Here is a 19,792-nt window from a genome sequence, read left to right as displayed (position 1 = left end):
TTGAACCGTCATACAATGCAACGTACGGGGTGGTTGCGCATTTATCGTAAACAAACAAAGGGAAAACAATGATAGGACGTTTGCAAGGCATTTTAGCGGTAAAACACCCGCCAGAGCTGTTAATTGATGTACAAGGCGTGGGCTACGAAGTGCAAATGCCCATGACCTGTTTTTACGAACTGCCCGACGTGGGCCAGCAAGTTACCGTGTGGATTCATTTTGTGGTGCGCGAAGACGCCCAACTATTGTTTGGCTTTAATACCGTTGACGAGCGGGCGCTGTTCCGTTTGTTGCTGCGTGCCCAAGGCGTAGGGCCAAAGTTAGCCCTTACTATTATGTCGAGTATGAGCGGTGGGCAGTTCGTTGCCGCCATTCAAAATAAAGACATTGTTATGCTCACCAAAATACCTGGGGTGGGTAAGAAAACCGCCGACCGCCTGGTGGTTGAACTTAAAGACCGCTTAAAAGACTTCACCGGCGCCGATTACAACACCGGGTTGCCAGGCACCGAAGCCGGCCAAGGGCTGATGGCGCCGACTCCAAGTGCGAAAAGCGAAGCCTTAAGTGCGCTGGTGGCGCTGGGTTACAAGCCAAACCAAGCAGAACAAGTCATGAGAAAGGTTGCAACCGACGACATGTCAGCAGAAGATATCATTCGCCAAGCGTTAAAAGCGATGATGTAGGTTTGAATTTGGGATAAGTTGGTTCTGACCCCTCCAACTTGGGGTCAGAACCAACGCTCTATAAGCCACGGAATACGCGAAAAGTGGGTGGAAAGTTTGTTCTGACCCCATAATTAAAGGAACCACAATGATTGAAGCGGATCGCATGATCCAACCACAGGCCATGCTAGAAGACGAAGTGATTGATCGGGCGATACGGCCGAAAAAACTTGCCGACTATACCGGGCAAAAGCATGTGGTTGAACAGTTAAGCATCTATATCGAAGCGGCTCGTGGTCGCAGCGATGCGCTCGATCACGTGCTTATTTTTGGTCCGCCGGGGTTAGGTAAAACCACCTTGGCGAATATTATTGCCAATGAAATGGGCGTGAGCATTAAAACCACCTCGGGGCCTATTTTGGAAAAAGCCGGCGACTTAGCCGCGCTGCTTACCAACCTCGAGCCGAACGATGTGCTCTTTATCGACGAAATTCATCGCCTTAGCCCGGTAGTAGAAGAAATTCTGTATCCGGCCATGGAAGACTACCAGCTCGATATTATGATCGGTGAAGGCCCAGCCGCGCGCTCTTTAAAGCTCGACTTGCCACCGTTTACTTTAATTGGCGCTACCACCCGCGCTGGCGCCCTTACCAGCCCACTGCGCGACCGCTTTGGCATAGTGCAGCGGCTCGAATTTTATAATGTGGACGACCTCACTACCATTGTTACCCGCTCGGCCCATTATCTTGAGCTAAAAATGGCCGCTGAAGGGGCACGGGAAGTAGCTGGGCGCTCGCGGGGCACGCCGCGCATTGCCAACCGGTTATTACGCCGAGTGCGCGACTTTGCCGAAGTGCGCGCCGATGGTAATATCACCGAAGCCGTGGCCGGCCAAGCCCTCGATATGATCGACGTAGACCGTGCCGGCTTCGACTATATGGACCGTAAGCTGCTTGAAGCCATTATGGAAAAATTCGACGGTGGGCCAGTGGGGCTTGAAAACCTTGCCGCCGCCATCGGTGAAGAAAAAGACACCATTGAAGACGTGATCGAGCCCTTTTTAATTCAACAGGGCTTTATCCAGCGCACACCGCGGGGGCGCATAGCCACACCGCGAGCGTATATACACTTTGGTATTACAAAAGACCCCCAGTAGGTACGGCACTGCCGTACGCTGCTCGATGGTTAACGTTCACACGTCATGCATTGCATGACCTACGATAATAATTTAAGGAAGTACCATGCCACGGAAAGAACTCTTACCCTTACAACAGGTAACCCTTAATGGCCTTATTTTTGACTGGAGCTATCAATTCCTTAGCCCGGAAAAAATAACCGCCTTTGCGGCAAAGCGCCTGCCTGCAAACTTTAACGAGCAGCGGGCGGCGCTTATGCAGGGCACTTTTAAAAACATCAGCGAAAACCGCAAAGTTACTCATGTGCTCAGCCGCTCTAGCCATTCGCCCTTTAGAAATGGCGACGACTCGCGCTTTGTGCAAATGGTGCGCCGGCTGCGCAGTGGTAACTGGCTGGGCGCTACGGGTAAGCCAATCACCGATATCGTAAATATTGGCGTCGGCGGCTCTGATCTCGGCCCGCTTATGACCAGTTTCGCCTTAAAAGAATTCGCCAGCGACGTGCAACAACACCAGGTAAACACCCACTTCGTGTCGTCCATGGACGGCGGCCAGCTGTACGCGGTGCTCCCCATCGTCAACCCTGAAACCACGGTGTTTATTATTGCCTCGAAATCCTTTGGCACCCTCGACACCTTCGCTAACGTCGACACGGCCAAAATTTGGGCGTTGGAGCATTTCACCGGCCAAAACAAACTGAGCCCTGACCAAGCCGAACATGGCTGGCTCGAACATCACCTTATTGGCGTTTCCGCTAGCCCACAAAAAATGACCGACTACGGCATACCGCCAGCGCACCAGCTTACCTTTGACCAAAGTGTCGGCGGCCGGTTTTCCATGTGGTCGACCATTGGCTTGGCCATTGCTACCAGCTGTGGGGTTGAAGTGTTTCGTCGCCTGCAACAAGGTGCCGCGGAAATGGATCGCCACTTTGCCGAAGCGCCGCTCACGGAAAATATTCCTCTGCTTATGGCCCTATGTGGGGTGTATAACCGCGAAGAGCGAGAAATTAATAACTTAGCTGTGCTGCCCTACGACGGCCGCTTTCGGCATTTGCCCTCGTATTTACAACAGCTCGATATGGAAAGTAACGGTAAGCAGTGCACCGCCAGCGGTGAAGCTATCGACACGCCCACGGGGCCCATTATTTGGGGTGGCTTTGGCCCGAACGGCCAACATGCGTTTTTCCAGCATTTGCACCAAGGCTACGATGCCTTTTGTGCCGACTTTATTGTAGTTTTGCACCGTAAAGCGAAGCAGTTTTCGCCAGCAGTGCAAGCAAGCTTGGCAGAGCAGCAAGAGCTTTCAGTCGCAAACTGTTTAGCCCACCGGCATTTAATGACCTATGGCAGCGAAAGCGAACAAGCAAGAAACCATTACCCGGGCAATAACCCAAATAACTTATTAGCACTGGTACACTTAACCCCAGAAAGTTTTGGCGCTATTATTGCCGCCTACGAGCATAAGGTGTTTACTCAGGGGCTCATTTGGCAGCTAAATAGTTTTGATCAGCCGGGCGTAGAGCTGGGCAAGAAAGTTGCAGAAGGCACTTTAGCGGCCATTCATAATAAAAATGGTCATTTCGATGCAAGCACCGACAGTATTATTGGTCTGACACGCGACATTTAATACCTGAATTCAAACCAGCTAATTTACATAAAAGAAATAAATAGGGACGTTTAAACCACATGACAAATAACATGGCACCCAACATGACAACTAATATAACAACCACAGCAGCAAAGAAAATCACTAAAGTTATTATTCCCGTCGCAGGCTTAGGCACGCGTATGTTGCCCGCCACCAAGGCCATTCCAAAAGAAATGCTGCCGCTGGTAGATAAACCACTCATTCAGTTTATTGTCGAAGAATGTGCCGCCGCCGGCATGACCGAAATTATTTTTGTGACCCATGCGTCGAAAAACTCCATTGAAAACCATTTCGACACCAGCTTTGAGCTTGAAGCCACCTTAGAAAAGCGCGTAAAGCGTCAGTTACTCGACGAAGTACAAGCCATTTGCCCTAAAGGGATTACCATTATGCAGGTGCGCCAAGGGGTTGCGAAGGGTTTAGGCCATGCCATTTTATGCGCCCAGCCTATTGTGGGTAACGAGCCTTTTGCCGTAGTACTGCCCGACGTATTAATGGATGACTCCTTTGATCAAGGCAGCGTAAACCTAAAAACCGCTAACCTAGCCGAAATGGTGGCAAATTTTAACGCCTCGGGCGTTAGCCAAGTCATGGTAGAAAAAGTGCCACAAAACAAAGTTAGCAGCTATGGCATCGCCGACATTAATGGCGAAACCTTAGCAGAAGGCGAACAAGCATCTATTCGTGCCTTGGTCGAAAAGCCAAGTGTTGAAGAAGCACCCTCCGACTTAGCCGTAGTAGGGCGTTATGTGTTTACCAGAAACTTATGGCCGCTGCTAAAAATTACCCCACCGGGCGCCGGCGACGAAATACAACTCACCGACGCCATGGCCATGCTGTTAGAAAAAGAACAAGTGAACGCCTATTACATGAAAGGCAAAAGCCACGACTGCGGCAACAAAGTCGGCTATGTAAAAGCGTTTATTGAATATGCCAAGCGCCACCCGGAAACCACCGGCGCCGTATGATTTTTATTTACCGTACGTCGCACCGTTGTAATGGTATCCAATTAACCATTGGTAAGACAATGTATCCGTAGGTCAGGCAGTGCCTGACTTCCAAAATGATAAAAGCGAGATAAACACAATGAAAAAACACATCACAATCCTACTCGCAACGTTGCTTCTCACCCTCGCGGGTTGTTCAAGCAAGCCCGAATCCGAATGGCCAAAATGGTTCGACGTGCAAGCCGAGCCTGAAACCTATTTTTACGGTTTCGGTGAAGGCATTAGCTCCGACTCAAACCTAGCTGCGCGCCAAGCCCGCTTAAATGCGCAAGCACAATTAGCCGAATCTTTTGCTATTTATGTGGAAAGCGAAGCGCGCCAAGCCGGGCAGGTTGACCTCGGCGAACAAGAAACCGCCGGTACCTTTATCGACGCCATCCAAGCCCGCGTACAAGAAACCGTGCAGTCGGTGGAAACCGATATGGTACAGCGGGTGCGTTTACCCGACGGCTCCACCCGAGTGTTTGTGCGCATGCGCATGCCACGTAGCCAAGGCGCCCGCACCGGCCGAGAAATTCTCGACGAATTCGACGCGCGCATGAAACAAACCCGTCGTGATCCGTAGGCACGGCACTGCCGTACGGTCAAACGGCACTGCCGTACGCCGCACCCTGGGTTCATTCGTCAGGTGGTGCAACGTCAGGTGGTGCCTGACTTACGTTATGGCACTTTTGTTTGTCACGGGCTGTGTGTTAACCCCACAAAAAGAAGAACAAAGCACCTTCCAAATCACGGAATCCCAATCCGACCGTTACGCCTACGGCCATGGTTTTGGCCAAAGCCGTGAAGCAGCACTGCGGGCGGCCCGCGACGAGCTGGCAGAAATGATCTTGGTGAACGTGCGCACGGAAACCCGCCAAGACTTACGGGCAACCGCCGAACAAGAAGTGACCCGTGAATTTGCCTCCTCGTCATTCTCATGGTCGAACGTTTCACTGGAAAACACCCGGGTCGACTTTGAACAGCGGCTGCAGGTCAACACCGCCACGGAATACTATGTGCGCTTGCGCATCGACCGCCCCACCTTAGAGCGCCTTACCCAGCTGGCGCGAGAAAAAGCACCGGCCCTAAACGCCGTGTACCAAATTGAAAAACTGCCTTTAACCCAACCGGCCCAGCGTCTCGCGGGTGTCATACAAGGCGACAACATTGCCAGCCGCGACAAGGTCTTTAAACACGACTTCCTTACCAGTCATGGCAGCTCGGCCACTTTTGAAACCTATTTTAAAGAAGTCACCGAAGCCAGTGTGCGGGCCTTAACCGCTATTCCTATCATACAAGCAGGCAGCAAAGGCCGCAGCCAAGACCACAGCCAAGAAATTGCCTTCGTGCTGTTACATACGGAAACCGCCACGCCACAGCGAAACGCCCAACTCTATGTAAGAAGTACAAGAGGCCCTAACGCTGGTAAAGAATATGAACTCACCACCAATAGCCAAGGTACCACCCGTTATTTGTCTCGGGCAGAGCTTGGCGAGCAGTTTACCGTCAGCATGAAAGTGGCTGAGCGTGTCGTAAGCGGCTCGGCTATAGAGCAGTTTCGTGAAATTGCCCGCTATAGCTATGCCAATATTACCCAAGCCAATGAAACTACAGTGTTCTTTTACTTAAACCCAGGCGAAGCTAACTTACGTATAAATAATGAAAGCCTCGGGGCACCTGTAAGGCACAGCTTAAAGCCAGGGGCCAGCTACCAGCTACAAGTGCGGGCCGAACGCTATCGCGAGCGCAGCGATCAGTTGGTTATTCCAAGCGGTGCCGCCTATGCCTTTTATGCGGTCGAGCTTGAAGCGCGCCAATATGGCCACTTAAACCTAGCTGTGCGGGGGCGTGGCAACACGCTGCAAGTACGGCGCGATTTACAAGAATGGCAACTGGCCCATGGCGGAACGTTCGAGCAAGAATACGCCGAAGCAGGCTCGTATGTGGCGCGAGTGGGCCGGGCCCAAGGGCAAAGCTTCGACGAAAACTATCAAATTATCCAAGACTTATTTGAACTCGAGCACGAACAAACCTACAGCCGAGTGTATCCGGCGCCACTTTATCGCGAGCCTTATAAACATGGTTGGGGGGTAAGCTTGTATATGCTACGGGGTGGTGGCGAGCCCACTGCTGCCTATCGAGTCCCTTATTTATACTCAAGCAGCGATGGTGCTGGCATGACTGGTACCGGCCATTACGGGCAGTTTAAGCGCGACGCCGGCCAATATGACAACTTTCATTTGGGCTCAGCAGAAGACTTCCTGTTGAATGTGCAACGCTACTTCGACACCTTTAATTTTACCGTGCAAGGCAGTGCAGGAATTCGTAAACATACGTTTTACCGACCCAGCAATGCCAGTGGCTTTAGCCATGAAGATCTTGAGCTCAATAGCCTAACGGGCAGTGTTGGGGCAGGTTTTTGGCATAGTTTTTATTCCGGCATGGTGCTGGCATCGGTAACCGTGAACCAAGCTTACGAATACGCCAAGTGGAACCACGACAGCGACGTTTACCTGCAGTTGCCGAATAACGAATGGGCGCTGTTACCGAGCACCGGCGGCAAAGCCAACCGCTATTTATTTGGCGAGGCCAACGCCTTGTTTAGTTTAGGCGAAGGCTTCGGGTTTAGCGTGAGTGTGATTGTGCCCTTTGAAACCCGCCAGCCACTTATACAATTTGGCCTTTCGTATAATTTCTTTGAAAGCGGCTACCGTAAACCTGCGATTGTGAATCACATCAAGGAATAACCACCTCGCAATCAAACCGCTCCCGCAACTTCTTGGCTAAGGCCTCTTTGGCGGGGGCGTCGCCGTGCACTAACCTAACTTGGCCAAGGTGTTCGGCGGTGGCAACAAACTCCATCAACTCTTTTTGATCTGCGTGGGCTGAATAACCGCCTAAGGTATGCACCTGAGCTTTAATCCACACCCGCTCACCATCAAGATCCACATAACCACCGGTTGGGCCATAACGCTGTATATCGCGCCCTGGGGTGCCTATGGCTTGATAGCCAACAAACAATACATCGGTGCGTGGGTCGGGCAGTAGTGCCTTTAAATAGTTCACCATACGGCCACCGGTACACATGCCGCTGGCAGCAATAACTATGCAAGGGTCGCCCGTATGGCGTAAATAATTCACAATGCGGGTATGGTCGGCGTGGCTATCAACCGTATGTAAGCGCTTGAAATTTAACGGATGTCGGTTTTGTTGTAAGCGCCGAGTGGCTTCACGATCCCATAATCTCTTCAATTGACGATATTTACCGGTGAATTGAGCAGCCATGGGTGAGTCAACAATCACCACCATGTTGCGCCACACTTCGTGGCCGCCTGCAAAGTTATGAATAATGTCTTCTAATTCATACAGTAACTCTTGGGTACGGCCAATACTAAAGGCTGGAATAAGCACAGCACCGCCGTCGGTAACACAATGCTCAATCACTTTACGTAACCGCTGCTGGCGCTCATTACGGTTCTCGTGGTTCTTGTCGCCGTAGGTACTTTCAAGAATCAAATAGTCGGCGCGAGAAAGCGGGGCAGGGTCGGGTAACAAAGGTGAGTTTTTACAGCCCAAGTCCCCTGAAAACACCACCCGGATGTTTGGTATTTCTGGTACGTCATGCATTGCATGACGCACGTGGTTTGCAGGAACATCAATTTCAACAAAGGCACTGCCTAAAATATGCCCTGCTTGTTTAAAACGGCCGCTCACCCCTAAAGCAGGAATATGAAAAACCTCATCATAGGCAACAGGCACCATTAAGCGCTCAAGTAAGTTTAACACTGCAGCAATTAGGTTTTTATCGCGGGTTAAACCAATTTTAAGTGCATCTTCTATTACCATAGGTAACAAGTGGGCCGTGGCCTTGGTGCAATAAATTGGTTTACGAAAGCCAGCAATAATTAACCAAGGCAGCCTGCCTACGTGGTCAATGTGGCAATGGGTTATCACTAAGGCTTCCACATGGTCAACGGGAAATTCGATAGCTTGGTTATTGGCATCCGCGCCTTTGTCGCTACCCTTTGAATTAGAAGGTAGGCCCGAAGTTTCCGCCCCTTGAAATAAACCAATGTCTACCAATAAGGCCTTACCACTGGGCAACAACAACTCATGGCACGAGCCTGTTACCCCCTCACGGGCGCCGTGGTGAATAAATTGAATTCCTGAGTTTTGTTTCATATCAACATCCTTATCTGTTTGTAATTTATACATAAACGTATGCCATGGATTTCAAAACGTCAAACATGACGTATCCATTGACCAACGGTGCGGCGTACTGCGGTGCCGACATATTCGTAGGGCAGGCATTGCCTGCTGTGGGTGTAACGATTCACCTATGGTGCGGCGTACTGCGGTGCATTTCGTACGGCAGTGCCGTACCTACGGTTTTTTTGTACCGTGGGTTGGAAACGTCAAATTTTGGGTAACGTTGAGGCATGGGGTGGATGAAAAACGAACGTGAAAATCAGAAAATCAAAAAATCAAACAAATAATTTACATAACCTGCACTATTTGCGCTTCAGTTATTGCTTAATTTGGCGTAGAATCCTTCAGCTTCGGAAGGCGTTACGCCCTTACTAGGTACTTACTTTGGCTTTACTTGGAATCAGTGAGCAAGCAGCGGCTAAATAAGCAGCCCGCATGTTAAGAATAAGTAAAGAGCCCCGTTTGCAAGGGTAAAAAAGTAACGGCGTAAAAAATAAGAATATACAATTATAAAGAACACCTTAGGGAAAGGGGTATTCGCATAATGACAGCTTGGTACTTACTACATTGCAAAGCGAGGCAAGAAGCCCGTGCGCGCGTTCATGTAGAAAATCAGGGGTACACCACTAGCTTGCCGCAGGTAAAGCTGCAAAAAGTGCTACGTGGAAAACGTACTAGCTGTATCGAGCCACTGTTTCCTAATTACCTATTTGTACAATTAAACGAAAAAACCGCTAATTTTAACGCCTTGCGTAGTACCCGTGGCGTGAACGGTTTTGTGCGCTTCGGCGGCGTACCCGCCACAGTGCCAAGTGCTGTTATGGAACACATACTGGCTATCGAACAACAGCATTTACAAGAAACCAGCACCAAGCAAACTTTTCCGGCGGGTGCAAAAGTAGAAATAATCGAAGGCCCCTTTAGTGGCCTACAAGCAATATATGAAATAGCCAAAGGCGAAGAGCGCTGCATGGTATTACTCGACATGCTCGGCAAACAGCAGCGCATAGAAATTGAAGAAAGGTCTATTCGTACGTCATGCAATGCATGACGTACACTACTTTTGAAAACGGACACGGTTAAATAAATAAACACCCCACGCATTGCATGGGTTACAATACAAAAAATTGAAACGTCAGGCACATTGGGAGCCAAAAACCCACGGGCGGTAGCGTGCATTTTTAAAAAATGCACGCGCAGGTACGGCACCGCCTGACACACAATATTATCGTAGGTACGGCACCGCCGTACGTTGCAATGCCTGACGTTGAAGGCATCGCCGTACGCTGCACCGCCTGACGTAAATTATAATCGTAGGTACGGCACCGCCGTACGTTGAGGCAGACGTTAATCAAACTGCAGGGCAATCGAATATGAGAACATTTAAACAAATAACTATTTCCCTTTGCGCCGCCGCATTCCTTTCCGGTTGCGCCTTCGCCCCTGGTAGTTTCATTGAAACCGACGAAGCCAGCCCAGAGCTTACTGGCCAGTTGAAGTTTTACGCCATTACCCCAGCAGTAATAGCTGAAAACAACCTAGCCCGTAGTGAACAACCGGCTTTAGTGGCGAACACTAGCTTTGAAGGTCAGCGCGCTAACTACGACTACCGAGTAGGGCGTGGCGATGTTTTAAATATTACCGTATGGGATCATCCTGAACTAACCATTCCTGCCGGCTCTATGCGTAGCGCCAAAGAAGCGGGTAACTGGGTACACAACGACGGTACTATTTTTTATCCCTATATTGGCCGGGTAACAGTAGAAGGTTTAAAAGTTACTGAAATTCGTGACTTAATCGCCGAACGGCTCGCCCGCTATATTGAAAAACCGCAAGTAGATGTCACTATTGCCGGCTTTATGAGCCAGCGCATTTATGTTACCGGCGAAGTGAATACACCAGGCGTATTACCAGTTACCAACGTACCTACCAGCTTAATCGAAGCTATTAACGCTTCTGGTGGTTTAACGCCAGAATCAAACTGGGAAAATGTGACCTTATTGCGTAATGGCCAAGAGCAAAAGCTCGACTTACGCCGTTTATATCAATTAGGCGATACAGAACAGAACATATTGCTACAAGGCAACGATGTGGTGCATATTGCCCGCAGCGACGACAATAAAGTGTTTGTACTTGGCGAAGTGCGCCAGCCAAAAAGCTATGTCATGGGCCGCAGCGGCATGACCTTAGCTGAAGCCTTAGCAGAAGCGGGCGGGTTATTTGAACAAACAGCCGATGCTTCAGGCGTATTTGTTATTCGTCAAGCCAGCGCTGAAAGTGGTCGTTTAGCTGATGTGTATCAACTCAACGCCAAAAATGCCACGGCACTTATACTCGCCGAGCAGTTTGAACTGCAACAACGTGATATTATTTACGTTACCGCTGCGCCGGTGGCCCGTTGGAACCGTGTGATCAGCCAAATATTACCGTCGATTACCGGTTTATACTCACTGGGTCGTTTTCAGACGGACGTGAAGTAAATAAGAGCAAAATTAATGTTTGAAAATATTTTAGTGGTTTGTTTAGGAAACATCTGTCGTAGCCCTACGGCAGAATTTTTACTGAAACAAAAACTACCCCATAAGCATATAGCTTCTGCAGGCTTAAAAGCCTGTATTCATAGTAATGGCACGGGTTGGGACATGGATGCCACCGCTCGCAAAATAGCGGAGCAAAATGGGCTACACTGCCCTAAACATGAAGCACAGCAGCTTAGCCAAAAACTAATTAGTGAATATGATCTTATTTTAGTGATGGAAGCAAAGCAGCGCAATATAATCGCTGAACGCTTCCCGGAAGCCCATGCCAAAACTATGTTGCTTGGGCATTGGCTACCAAACACTAGTAATAAAGATATTCCCGACCCATACAAAAAAAGCGATGAAGTGTTCCAACATGTGTATCAACTCATAGATACTGCGGCGACAGCTTGGCACGCAAAGCTTAAATAATTGACCTATAGGTAGTAGATTACATGCAAGATTCTTTGTCTCAAAAACCAGCGGGTAAGCCCTCTAGCTTGTCAAAAAACAGACAGCCAGACGATGACGAAATTGATTTAATGCGTTTGGTTGGCCAACTGATTGAAAAAAAATGGCTGATTATTGCAATTACGGCTTTATTCACTGTAGCAGGGATTGCTTATGCCTTGTTAGCGACGCCTATTTATCGGGCCGATACCTTGCTGCAAGTAGAGAAAAAGTCTTCAGGCATGCCGGCCTTAGGTGAAATGGGCGAGCTCTTTGGCGGTGAAAGTGAAGCTGCCACTGAAATTGAAATTATCAAATCGCGCATGATTATTGGCAGTGTAGTCGACCAACTTAATTTAACCACCGTAGTCACCCCCAATTACATGCCGCTCATTGGAAACTTTTTAGCGCGACGTAGCGAAGAGCAAGATCAACTGGTCATTGAAAGCTTTACAGTTCCGCAAGGTTATATCGGCAAAGAATTAAGTTTAAAGCTCGAAGGTAAAAGCTTTACCTTACAAAACAGCGATGAACAAACAGTGCTACAAGGCGAAGTAGGGCGTAAAGTTATCAACGGTGACTTTAGCCTGCATATTAGCGATGCAGTTCTAGCAAATACAAACTCCTACTCGTTAACAAAAGTTGATCGGTTAAAAGTAATTAGTGATTGGCAAGAGCTGTTAAGTGTTTCAGAGCGGGGCAAGCAAACAGGTATTTTAGTAGGTAGCATTGAACACTCAAATAAACAACTTGCAGTAGAAGTATTAGATGCTATTGGCCATGAATATATGCTGCAGAATATTCAGCGAAATGCTGCTGAAGCAGAGAAAAGCCTCACGTTTTTACAACAGCAAATTCCCGATGTTCGCGATAACTTAACCAAAGCTGAAGAGCAGTTAAATGCTTATCGGTTACAAAGTAAATCGGTCGACATATCCCTAGAAACGTCAGGCTTGTTAACCCAAGTTATCGCTATTGAAAAACAACTGAATGAACTAGCTATAAAAGAAACTGAAATTAGCCGTTTGTTTACTAAACAGCACCCCAGCTACCAAGCACTGTTAAGCCAAAAAGAAAGCTTACTAGCAGACCAAGCTAAACTTACAGAGCAAATAGAACAGCTACCTGAAACTCAGCAGCAGGTATTACGCTTAACTCGCGACGTAGAAGTAAACCAAGAAATTTATTTACAGTTAGTAAACCGTATGCAAGAGCTGAACATACTAAAAGCGGGCACAGTAGGTAATGTACGTATATTAGACACTGCCGTTGGCCATGCCATTGCGGTAGCTCCAAAAAAGAAACTCATCGTAGTAATTGCCACCATGCTCGGTGGCATGTTATCCGTGGCTTTGGTGTTAGTGCGAAGTGCGCTTAATCCAGGCATTCAAAGTGCTGAAGAATTAGAAAACCATGGTGTGAGTGTATATGCCACTATTCCTTTATCAGATAAACAACAGAAATTTAACCTCAAGCCAGGCACACGTAGTAAAGCGAGGCGGCGCGCCAATACTGAATTACTGTTAGCCAAGGAAGACCCAACAGACTTAGCTATTGAAGCACTTCGAGGATTACGTACCAGCTTACATTTTGCCATGATGGAAGCGAAAAATAATATTATAATGGTCTCCGGTCCAAGCCCTGAAGTGGGTAAAAGTTTTATTAGTGCCAACTTAGCAGCAGTACTTGCTCATGCAGGACAAAGTGTATTGTATATCGACGGCGACTTACGCCGTGGTTACAGCCACGTAATATTAGAAGCGCAAAATAGCCGTGGACTAACCGACTTTATTGCCGACACAAGCAAAATAGAAAACTACACTACCATAGTGCAAAGCACGGGCGTGCCGGGGTTAAGTTTTATCCCACGAGGCGCTTCAGCACCTAATCCAGCAGAGTTATTAATGCATAACCGTATGGAAGAGTTGTTAGAGCAAGTAGCCAAAGATTTTGATTATGTCATTATCGACACCCCACCAATACTCGCTGTAACCGACGCCGCCATTATTGGCCGCTATGCAGGTACTAGTTTGTTAGTGGCACGCTTTGATCAAACACCAGTGAATGAAATGCTGCACACTATTAAACGGTTTGAACAAAACGGTGTGAACATTAAAGGTGTTATCCTTAATGGCGTTGAACGTCGTGCAGGCGGCTATAACTATCAATATCAATACGGTTACGCTTACGAGTCAGTATCTTAATCAGATATTACCTGACACACAAACATTCACCCGTAGGTCATGCATTGCATGACGTCATAAAGATGGAATTTTCATGCTTGATCTAAAAACCGCAAAAATAGCTGTCATTGGCCTTGGTTATGTAGGTCTGCCTCTGGCTGTCGAGTTTGGAAAAAAACGCTCAGTGTTAGGTTTTGATATTAATCAAAACCGTATAAAAGCATTACAAGCTGGTCATGACAGCACACTTGAGGTTGAAGACCAGGTTTTACAACAATCTACAAACCTTACGTTTAGCAGTAATGCTCAAGACTTATTAAGCTGTGATATTTATATCGTTACGGTGCCAACACCAATAGATGAAAGTAATGCGCCAGACTTAACACCATTACGCAAAGCTTCGGCTATGTTAGCTAGTGTTATACGACCCAACAATTTAGTGATTTATGAATCCACTGTTTATCCTGGGGCCACCGAGGAAGTATGTATTCCTATCATTGAAAAAGGTTCTGGGCTTAGGTTCAATATAGACTTTTATGCTGGTTATAGTCCGGAACGTATTAATCCAGGTGATAAAGTAAACACATTAACCAAAATCAAGAAAATAACTTCAGGCTCTACACCAGAAATTGCAAAGTTTGTTGATGATCTTTATGGCTCTATAATCACTGCAGGAACGCATTCAGCCAGCTCTATAAAAGTAGCAGAAGCCGCCAAGGTTATAGAAAACACGCAACGCGACTTAAATATTGCCATCATTAATGAATTTGCCAAAATATTTAACTTGCTGGGCATCGACACCCAAGAAGTACTTGATGCCGCTGGCACTAAATGGAACTTTTTACCTTTTAAGCCAGGGCTTGTCGGCGGGCATTGTATTAGTGTTGACCCCTATTATTTAACCTATAAAGCAAAAGAAGTGGGTTACACACCAGAGGTTATTTTGGCAGGTCGCCGTATAAACGATGGTATGGGGCAGTACACAGCAACACAAATGGTAAAGGCGCTCGCACGCAAGAAAATACACATTGATGAAGCGCGGGTGATTATTTTAGGTATTACCTTTAAAGGCGATTGTCCAGATGTTCGTAACACCAAAATAGTAGATATGATCAAAGAACTAGAAAGCTTCAATATCAATGTAGATGTGTTTGACCCTTGGGCAAATGCTTCTGAAGTAGAACATGAATATGGTATTAAATTAGTAAAAGTGCTTAGTAAAGAAGCTTACGACGGAATAATACTTGCCGTGGATCACTCAGAGTTTAAACAGTGGGGCGAAAATAAAATACGCTCTTATGCAAAGAAGCAACATGTACTTTACGACGTAAAACACGTCCTGAATAAAAACGAATCGGATTTAAGACTATGAAAAACTTTGCATTAATTGGCGCTGCAGGTTATATCGCACCACGGCACATGATTGCTATCAGAGAAACTGGAAATACCTTAGTAGCAGCATTAGATAAAAACGACTCCGTCGGCATTATGGATAGCCATTTCCCTGAGGCCGCTTTTTTCACTGAATTTGAGCGTTTTGATCGCCATATTGATAAGTTAAGCCGTAGCAACCATGGCAATAAAGTCGATTATGTTTCAATTTGTTCACCGAATTATTTACATGACTCACACATGCGCTTTGCACTTCGCTCTGGTGCCCATGCTATCTGTGAAAAGCCTTTAGTTCTTAATCCATGGAATATCGATGGTTTACTTGAAGTTGAAAAAGACACTGGTAAGCAAGTAAGCACTATTTTACAACTACGTTTACACCCAGCTATTATCGCTCTCAAAGAAAAAGTAGCCGCAACTAAAACGGGCCATAAATTCGACGTGGACTTAACTTACATCACTTCCCGTGGAAAATGGTATCTGCAGTCTTGGAAAGGCGACGACAATAAATCGGGCGGTATTGCGACTAATATCGGCGTGCATTTTTATGACATGCTGCACTTTGTATTCGGTGCTCTGCAAGACAACAAAGTTCATTTCACCTCACCGACAAAAGCTGCTGGTTATTTAGAATATGAAAAAGCTCGAGTACGTTGGTTCTTATCTGTTGATGTAAATGACGTACCAGAAGCGCTGAGAGCGCAAGGGCAGCGTACCTATCGCTCAATTACCGCTGATGGTGAGTCCATCGAATTCTCAGGTGGCTTTACCGACTTACATACCGTTAGTTACCAAGAAATACTGGCTGGTCGCGGCTTTGGTTTAGAAGAAAACCGTGTTGCTATTGAAACAGTTGCTGCGATACGTGCGGCTGAACTAAGCCCACTGACAGGCGACTATCACCCCTATGTCACTCAACTGGTGAAATAAATGGCAAACTACCAAGTACACCCAAGTGCAATTGTTGATGAAGGCGCCGAAATAGGCGAAGGCTCACGTGTTTGGCACTTTGTTCATGTTTGCAGTGGAGCACAAATAGGTAAGGGTGTTTCTTTAGGGCAAAACGTTTTCGTGGGTAACAAGGTTACGATCGGCGATAACTGCAAAATTCAAAACAACGTCTCTGTATACGACAATGTGCATCTTGAAGAAGGTGTATTCTGTGGTCCCAGCATGGTGTTTACCAACGTATACAACCCACGCTCATTGATAGAACGCAAAGATCAGTACCTAGACACCATTGTTAAGAAAGGTGCAACGCTAGGTGCTAACTGCACCATTGTTTGTGGTGTAACCATTGGTGAATATTCTTTTGTCGGTGCTGGGGCAGTCATCAATAAAAACGTACCTGCTTATGCACTAATGGTAGGCGTGCCAGCCAAACAAATAGGCTGGATGAGCCAATACGGCGAAGCTCTAGACCTACCCCTCACCGGCAACGCCCAAACTAAATGCCAACACACGGGTGCAACGTATACATTAACAAACGGCGTAGTAACAAAAAACTAAATTAGCCACGGAAACCACGGAAGAACACAGAAAAGCAAGGATTGCTTATGTATGAAGAAGAACTGACCTATAAAATACGCGGTTGTGTATATGAAGTGTACCGCACACTAGGCGCTGGCTTTCTTGAAGTTGTTTATCAAAATGCGCTTATCAAAGAATTACAATTACAGGGTCTACGAGTTAACTCGGAAGTACCCCTAAAGGTTTTGTACAAAGAACAGCTAGTAGGTGAATTTAGAGCAGACTTAATAGTTGATAATAAAGTCTTACTTGAACTAAAAGCTCAAAAAGAAGTGCCACATGCTGCTGAAGCACAGCTAATCAACTATTTGAAAGTCACCGGCATAAAAGTAGGCCTACTAATTAACTTCACCCACCCCAAAGCCTCTATTAAAAGAATTATTTATTAAAATTTTTTACTTCCGTGTTTTCAGTGGATTCCGTGGCCAATAACAAAGGTTTCAGCATGCAATTTATAGACTTAGCAGCCCAACAGGCGCGCATTAAAGATAAAATAGACGCAAACATTCAAAAAGTGCTTGCTCATGGTCAGTATATTTTAGGCCCTGAGGTCGCTGAACTAGAAGAAAAACTTGCTGCTTTTACAGGTTCAAAACACTGCATCAGTGTTGCTAACGGTACTGATGCGTTACAAATAGCTCAAATGGCTTTCGGTATTGGCCAAGGCGACGAAGTAATCACCCCAGGCTTTACCTACATAGCCACCGCTGAAACCGTTGCCTTGTTAGGCGCAAAACCTGTGTATGTTGATGTATGCCCAAAAACCTACAATCTAGATCCAACCAAGCTAGAAGCCGCCATCACACCGCGCACTAAAGCCATTATCCCTGTGAGCTTATACGGCCAATGCGCAGACTTTGATGCCATTAATGCCATCGCCAACAAATACGGCATTCCCGTCATTGAAGATGCCGCACAAAGCTTCGGCGCAACTTATAAGGGCAAACAGTCTTGCAACCTCAGTACAGTATCCTGCACCAGCTTCTTCCCTAGTAAACCCTTGGGCTGCTACGGTGATGGCGGCGCTATTTTTACCAATGATGATGAGCTGGCAATAGTGCTGCGCCAGATCGCCCGCCACGGCCAAGACCGTCGCTACCACCATATTCGAGTTGGAGTAAACAGCCGATTAGACACCCTACAGGCTGCGATTTTACTACCCAAACTAGAAATCTTTGCTGAAGAAGTGGCATTACGCCAACAAGTTGCTGCGCGCTATAACGAACTGTTCGCGGAACATGCTCTTGTAGGTCGCGGCTTTAGCCCGACAAATCAAATAATTACCCCCTATATAGAAGACCACAACACCAGCGTCTACGCCCAATACACCATCCAAGTAGACAACCGCGACCAAGTACAAGCCAAGCTAAACGAAGCCGGCATACCCACAGCCGTACATTACCCAATCCCGCTTAACAAACAACCAGCGGTAGCAGACGCCAGCGTACAACTACCCATAGGCGATGCCGTAGCTGAGAAAGTGATGAGCCTACCGATGCATCCGTATATGACGGAAGGAGAACAACAGAAGGTGGTTTCAGTTTTGCAGAGCTAACATTGCTTCTCAGCTTTTTAGCACATTGTTTTGATCTGTTTCGTGAAGCGCTAGCTCTTGCCATAGCTAGCGCTTATTACCAATAAAATTATCTATTTAAGGCTAGATAGATTGGATATTCTTATACAGCCACCTGTTTGGCAAGGCTATCTAATTTACTATGACGAACACCACTTAAATGAAGTAGGTAAAATATGCTAAACAAGCATTGATTATTATAAAAGAGTTCTTACTCTGATGAGTTTTATAAAAAATAAACTATCTGGTAATCCTTTCTTACGTCGGGTTGCTATGTTGGTTGGCGGTACAGCAATAGGACAACTGATTGCAATCTTAAGCCTGCCAATATTAACGAGACTATACAGTCCTGATGCTTTCTCTGTTTTAGCAGTATATGTATCTGCACTTTCACTGATAACTGTGGTTTCTTGTTTGTGTTTTGAATACGCAATACCACTACCAAAATCAGATCGTGTTGCTGCAGCATTATGCTTGCTTGCAATAACGAGTGTATTTGTTTTTACTGGTTTATCCACACTAGCTGTTATCTTTTTAAAAGAACTAATAAATACCCTGACTAATGATAAATTGATACATTTTTTATGGCTTATTCCAATTGGGGTTTTCGCTGTTGGAATGTACAATGCATTACAGTACTGGAGCACTCGTAATAAAAAATTTGGATTGATAGCCAAAACAAGAGTCACACAGTCTCTAAGTGGTACTGGCATAAAGTTGGGTGCGGGATATTTTTTGGCCGGCTCTACCATTGGTTTGATTTTTGGGCAACTGCTTGCGCAAGGTTCTGGTTTTATTAGCTTAGGGGCTTCACTTTTAAAATATGATATTAAAGTGTTTAAAAGCGTTAAGCTCAAACACTTTAAACTAGCTTTGAAGCGATATGATAAATTTCCAAAGTATACAACTTTAGAAGTTTTCACCAACACTGCAGGTATACAGCTACCAATAATAATTATCGCCTATTATACAATAGGCTCAGAGGCAGGCTATTTAATGATCGCCATGCAATTGCTTTCAGCACCAATGAGCTTATTAGGCGGCGCTATAGCACAGGTATATTTAGCAGAAGGTGCAGACCGATATCACCGTGGCGAACTTAAATCTTTTACAAAAAAAACCATAATAAATCTTGCTAAGATATCTGGTATTCCTATATTAGCTGCTGCAATAATATCTCCTATTCTTATGCCTTATTTACTTGGCGAAGAATGGAGTCGTACTGGTGTTTTGATTAGTTGGATGGCGCCTTGGTTTTTTATGCAATTTATAACCTCACCAGTTTCTTCAATTTTATATATTACAAACAACCAAAAAATAGCATTTTATCTTCAGGCTTCTGGCTTGGTAATTAGAGTTGGTGCTGTATATTTTGCAGCCACGTATCAAAATATATTCATCGGAGAATACTACGCAGTATCAGGGTTTATTTTTTATACTTTATATTTAATGGTTGTGCTTGCTACAGTTAGGAAAATACAAGACAAAATCTAGTTTTT

17 protein-coding genes are annotated in these 19,792 nt (G+C 46.3%); 16 read left to right on the top strand and 1 reads right to left on the bottom strand.

What is annotated here, in order from left to right; genetic code table 11:
- Positions 1–68: 68 nt before the first annotated feature.
- The 6 genes from ruvA (at position 69) to M1L23_RS13330 (ending at position 7,184) form a co-directional block, all read left to right on the top strand.
- The gene (gene ruvA / locus M1L23_RS13355) at positions 69–683 is read left to right on the top strand and encodes a Holliday junction branch migration protein RuvA (protein WP_252627934.1); all 615 of its coding nucleotides are present in this window, start codon (positions 69–71) and stop codon (positions 681–683) included.
- Positions 684–810: 127 nt separating this feature from the next.
- The gene (gene ruvB / locus M1L23_RS13350; RefSeq protein ID WP_252627933.1) at positions 811–1,818 is read left to right on the top strand and encodes a Holliday junction branch migration DNA helicase RuvB; all 1,008 of its coding nucleotides are present in this window, start codon (positions 811–813) and stop codon (positions 1,816–1,818) included.
- A gap of 85 nt (positions 1,819–1,903) precedes the next feature.
- On the top strand, positions 1,904–3,427 hold the full coding sequence (gene pgi, locus M1L23_RS13345) for a glucose-6-phosphate isomerase (RefSeq protein ID WP_252627932.1): 1,524 nt from the start codon (positions 1,904–1,906) through the stop codon (positions 3,425–3,427).
- A gap of 83 nt (positions 3,428–3,510) precedes the next feature.
- Positions 3,511–4,416, top strand: a complete 906-nt coding sequence (gene galU / locus M1L23_RS13340) for a UTP--glucose-1-phosphate uridylyltransferase GalU (protein ID WP_252627931.1) — start codon at positions 3,511–3,513, stop codon at positions 4,414–4,416.
- A gap of 118 nt (positions 4,417–4,534) precedes the next feature.
- Positions 4,535–5,020: an LPP20 family lipoprotein gene (locus tag M1L23_RS13335; RefSeq protein WP_252627930.1), complete on the top strand. Its 486-nt coding sequence runs from the start codon at positions 4,535–4,537 to the stop codon at positions 5,018–5,020.
- Positions 5,021–5,117: 97 nt separating this feature from the next.
- Positions 5,118–7,184 (top strand): hypothetical protein, encoded by a 2,067-nt coding sequence (locus M1L23_RS13330; protein WP_252627929.1) that lies wholly within the window; start codon positions 5,118–5,120, stop codon positions 7,182–7,184.
- Here M1L23_RS13330 and M1L23_RS13325 read toward each other — a convergent pair.
- Positions 7,174–8,601, bottom strand: coding sequence for an MBL fold metallo-hydrolase RNA specificity domain-containing protein (locus M1L23_RS13325; protein ID WP_252627943.1), 1,428 nt, complete (start codon positions 8,599–8,601; stop codon positions 7,174–7,176). The two genes, M1L23_RS13330 and M1L23_RS13325, sit on opposite strands and share 11 nt — an antisense overlap.
- A 589-nt stretch (positions 8,602–9,190) precedes the next feature.
- Here M1L23_RS13325 and rfaH point away from each other — a divergent pair.
- From rfaH to M1L23_RS13275, 10 genes are all read left to right on the top strand, one after another.
- Entirely contained in the window at positions 9,191–9,697 is a 507-nt protein-coding gene (gene rfaH, locus M1L23_RS13320) for a transcription/translation regulatory transformer protein RfaH (RefSeq protein ID WP_252627928.1), read from the top strand.
- A gap of 322 nt (positions 9,698–10,019) precedes the next feature.
- Positions 10,020–11,126 carry a polysaccharide export protein gene (locus M1L23_RS13315; RefSeq protein WP_252627927.1) on the top strand — a complete coding sequence of 369 codons (1,107 nt, stop codon included), beginning with the start codon at positions 10,020–10,022 and terminating at the stop codon, positions 11,124–11,126.
- 15 nt (positions 11,127–11,141) lie between these two features.
- Positions 11,142–11,597, top strand: coding sequence for a low molecular weight protein-tyrosine-phosphatase (locus tag M1L23_RS13310; RefSeq protein ID WP_252627926.1), 456 nt, complete (start codon positions 11,142–11,144; stop codon positions 11,595–11,597).
- A 23-nt stretch (positions 11,598–11,620) separates the two neighbouring features.
- Complete coding sequence (locus M1L23_RS13305; protein WP_252627925.1) at positions 11,621–13,819, top strand: polysaccharide biosynthesis tyrosine autokinase; 2,199 nt, start codon at positions 11,621–11,623, stop codon at positions 13,817–13,819.
- A gap of 73 nt (positions 13,820–13,892) precedes the next feature.
- Positions 13,893–15,170 carry a nucleotide sugar dehydrogenase gene (locus M1L23_RS13300; RefSeq protein WP_252627924.1) on the top strand — a complete coding sequence of 426 codons (1,278 nt, stop codon included), beginning with the start codon at positions 13,893–13,895 and terminating at the stop codon, positions 15,168–15,170.
- The gene (locus M1L23_RS13295; RefSeq protein WP_252627923.1) at positions 15,167–16,120 is read left to right on the top strand and encodes a Gfo/Idh/MocA family oxidoreductase; all 954 of its coding nucleotides are present in this window, start codon (positions 15,167–15,169) and stop codon (positions 16,118–16,120) included. Before M1L23_RS13300 ends, M1L23_RS13295 begins: the two co-directional genes overlap by 4 nt.
- On the top strand, positions 16,121–16,699 hold the full coding sequence (locus M1L23_RS13290) for an acyltransferase (RefSeq protein ID WP_252627922.1): 579 nt from the start codon (positions 16,121–16,123) through the stop codon (positions 16,697–16,699).
- Between the two features lie 47 nt (positions 16,700–16,746).
- Positions 16,747–17,109, top strand: a complete 363-nt coding sequence (locus tag M1L23_RS13285) for a GxxExxY protein (protein WP_252627921.1) — start codon at positions 16,747–16,749, stop codon at positions 17,107–17,109.
- A gap of 56 nt (positions 17,110–17,165) precedes the next feature.
- Positions 17,166–18,275: a DegT/DnrJ/EryC1/StrS family aminotransferase gene (locus tag M1L23_RS13280; protein WP_252627920.1), complete on the top strand. Its 1,110-nt coding sequence runs from the start codon at positions 17,166–17,168 to the stop codon at positions 18,273–18,275.
- 237 nt (positions 18,276–18,512) lie between these two features.
- A complete protein-coding gene (locus tag M1L23_RS13275; RefSeq protein ID WP_252627919.1) occupies positions 18,513–19,787 on the top strand; it encodes a lipopolysaccharide biosynthesis protein in 1,275 nt (424 codons plus the stop codon).
- The last annotated feature ends 5 nt before the right edge of the window (positions 19,788–19,792 follow it).

It is taken from the genome of Aliidiomarina quisquiliarum, assembly GCF_023922585.1.
Lineage (GTDB): Bacteria > Pseudomonadota > Gammaproteobacteria > Enterobacterales > Alteromonadaceae > Aliidiomarina > Aliidiomarina quisquiliarum.
This window is presented reverse-complemented; position numbering and strand designations above follow the sequence as displayed.